Source organism: Microcoleus sp., from assembly GCF_049646505.1.
In the GTDB taxonomy this organism is placed as follows: Bacteria; Cyanobacteriota; Cyanobacteriia; order Cyanobacteriales; family Microcoleaceae; genus Microcoleus.
Window position 1 is genome coordinate 1 of the sequence record NZ_JBARVX010000167.1, and the last position, 2,779, is coordinate 2,779.

3 protein-coding genes are annotated in these 2,779 nt (G+C 46.5%); all 3 read right to left on the bottom strand.

Going from position 1 to position 2,779, the window contains the following annotated elements:
- The coding region (locus tag WBA89_RS08895; RefSeq protein WP_424405728.1) for a hypothetical protein at window positions 1–323 on the bottom strand (323 nt) is incomplete at its 3' end.
- A 33-nt stretch (window positions 324–356) separates the two neighbouring features.
- Window positions 357–599: a hypothetical protein gene (locus tag WBA89_RS08900; protein WP_424405730.1), complete on the bottom strand. Its 243-nt coding sequence runs from the start codon at window positions 597–599 to the stop codon at window positions 357–359.
- Window positions 600–751: 152 nt separating this feature from the next.
- Window positions 752–2,779: ArnT family glycosyltransferase (locus tag WBA89_RS08905; protein WP_424405732.1), on the bottom strand; the 2,028-nt coding region annotated here is incomplete at its 5' end.

Genomic DNA, 2,779 nt, shown 5'->3' on the forward strand with positions numbered 1-2,779 from the left:
ATTCTATAACCAGTTGCCGCCCAAAGAACTTCAGGTAACTCTGAATACATTAAAGTTCGACCGTACTTAAAGAGTTCCTTGATACTCAATACATCCTTAGTAGTATGTGATTTAGGGTAAGACTTGAAGATTAAAAGCGGATGCTCTTCAGCAATGCGTGCCTTGATAAGTATTTCTGCTCCATGTGCTGCATGAACTACCGACAACATATGAGCAAAAGGCCTCATCATCTCGTTAAAGGTTGCATCATAAATAGCTCTCCCAAGAATATGAAGCCCAAATTGTTTCATGTGCTGTGATACTTGCTTTGTCTCAGGATTCATCTAATCTACTCCGTAACGCTAGTTAACTCACGATCACCGATCGACATCTTGAGCCGCCATCATTGCATTGATGTGGGTAAAGATGCGATCTAATTCCCCAATGGCGTCGAGTTCCGCTGCCTCTTCTGCTATTAGTTGGCCTGCTTTTTTCTTCTCTAACAATTTCTCCATCCGCTGTTGGATCGATTCACTAAATTTGAACAACTTCCACCGATCGACCTTTTCAATGCAAATCTCATGGATTAACGAGGAGGGTTTGTTGAGAATTGAAACCATTATCGGCTCCGAGCTTTGGGTTTTAGGTATTGAGTAGATTATAGCTTTTACAGTCCTAGACGCAGCATATCCAAATTCCGGGGCAACCACGGGGGGATTGCCCCTACTTTCACACCATATAAATCGGCTCACCGCACTCGCATGAAAATATACTATCGAAATGCTGTTCTCGGAACCCTGGCGAGTTGGTAAGCACCCCGACTGTCCAACAGTTGATATTGATTTGGCTGCAATCCCAATTCCACAAATTTCTCTGGATATCCCAGCAACAAAATAGAGGGAGAAGTGGGGTTTGTAGAGTCCTTAAGGTAGTCGAGCGCCCCTCTGATAGATCGGTAGTAAGTCACGGGTTCTTCGGTATAAAAAACCAGACTCGGTTTCCAGAAACCAACCATAATAAACTCTTCCCCAGGCAGTTTTTGTTGCACAACAACCTGCGCCAACTGTCTCAGAGGTAACTGGCGGTTGAGATCGACTAAATTGTAGGCGGGAGTAAGACCAAAAATGATAAATGCTACTAAGCCGATGAAGTTGGCAACCAAAATCCAGCGCTGTTGCCGCTTCCAGAGCAAAAGTGCGATCGCCACTGCAGCAGTTATCCAAATCGCACCGCCCACAATCAGCAATCCCGACTGCTGAAGTGCTTGCGGAAAATTGGGCATTGCCGGATCGTCTCCCAGCCAGTTGTAGCAGTAGAAAGTTGCTCCGGCTACAATTAGTAAAAATACGACATTGAAAATGTATGTGACTAACAGCCCTCGCGGTAAAAAATTCGGTTTTTTTTCTAACTTTCCCGGCCTGTTTTTGGGCTCGTTACCTGCAATAATATCGCTCCACAGCAGCGTTACCAAAATGGCAGCGGCGGGCAGTAAAGGCAATACGTAACTGGGTAATTTGGTGACGGCGATCGTGAAAAAGCCAAAGATGCAGCCGAACCAAAATAGGGCAAATAAACTTAATTGATCTCTTCGCGGTTGACGGCGCCAGTAACTGCGCTGCCAAAAACGGGTGCGGGCGATCGCCAGCGGCAAATAAATCGACCAAGGTGCAAAACCAACCAGCACTACAAAAAAGTAAAAATACCAAGGCGCTGAGTGCTTGTTGACTACTTCAGTAAAACGCTGAAAATTGTGATAGCCGAAAAAGCTGTCAATATAAGTTTGACCGTTGGCTAATGTTACCAGGATATACCAAGGCAGGGCGATCGCCAGAATAATCAAGATTCCAGACACCGGACGCATTTCTCGCCAAAGTTGCCGAAAATTTCCCAAATACAGCCCGAAGCTGCCAATAATCAGCGCTGGTATGACAATTCCCACAGGCCCCTTAGCCAGAATTGCTAGGGCAATTAGTACGTAACAAGTCAGATACCACTTATTGGGAAATCGCGATGCAGAAACTGTGGAAAATTCTGCTTTTTCTCTTTTTTCTTCTAGGGTGTAACCGAGGAAAAATGCCAGAAGTGCCGAACACATACAGGCGCTCAATAGCATATCTGAAACCCCTGTCCGTCCCCAGGCAATAGTTTGGGGATTTAAGGCGATTAGCGCCGCACCAATCCAAGGAGTAGAAAGAAAGATTGGAATACCGGGCAATTTGAAATTGGAATTGTGATTCTCTTTCTTTTCCCCCCTTGGGGGGGGTAGGGGGGGGTTAACTTCGCGGGTAACAGAGGGTTGACTTCTTCCTTCTTGCTTCGATAAGGTATAGAATCCGAGGCAAGTAAGGGCGATCGCGCACAAAGCCGACGGCAGACGTACAGCCCACTCGTTAACTCCCAAAGTGCGGTAAGCCACCGCCATCAGCCAGTAAATCAGCGGCGGCTTGTCAAACCTGGTTTCGCCGTTGAAATAAGGAGTGATCCAATGCCCTGTCACCGTCATTTGACGGGCGGCTTCGGCAAACAGCGGTTCGGTTTCGTCAACTAAGCCGATGTTGCCGAGATTCCACAAAAAAGCTACGAAGCCGATCGCCCCCAGCCACAACAGCGACAGCAACAAAGGCGCGATCCTCTTCGAGGGCTTCGCTAGCGGGCGGTGCCTGCGATCTTCTGACAAATTTTTAATAACTTCCTTCACCCAAACTTCCTGCGATTTTAGATTTAAAATTTTAGCTCGCATAGAGAGTCTACCGAAAGATTTGCCTTCAGGAAACTCGAAATTCGATCGAATCCGGTTAAA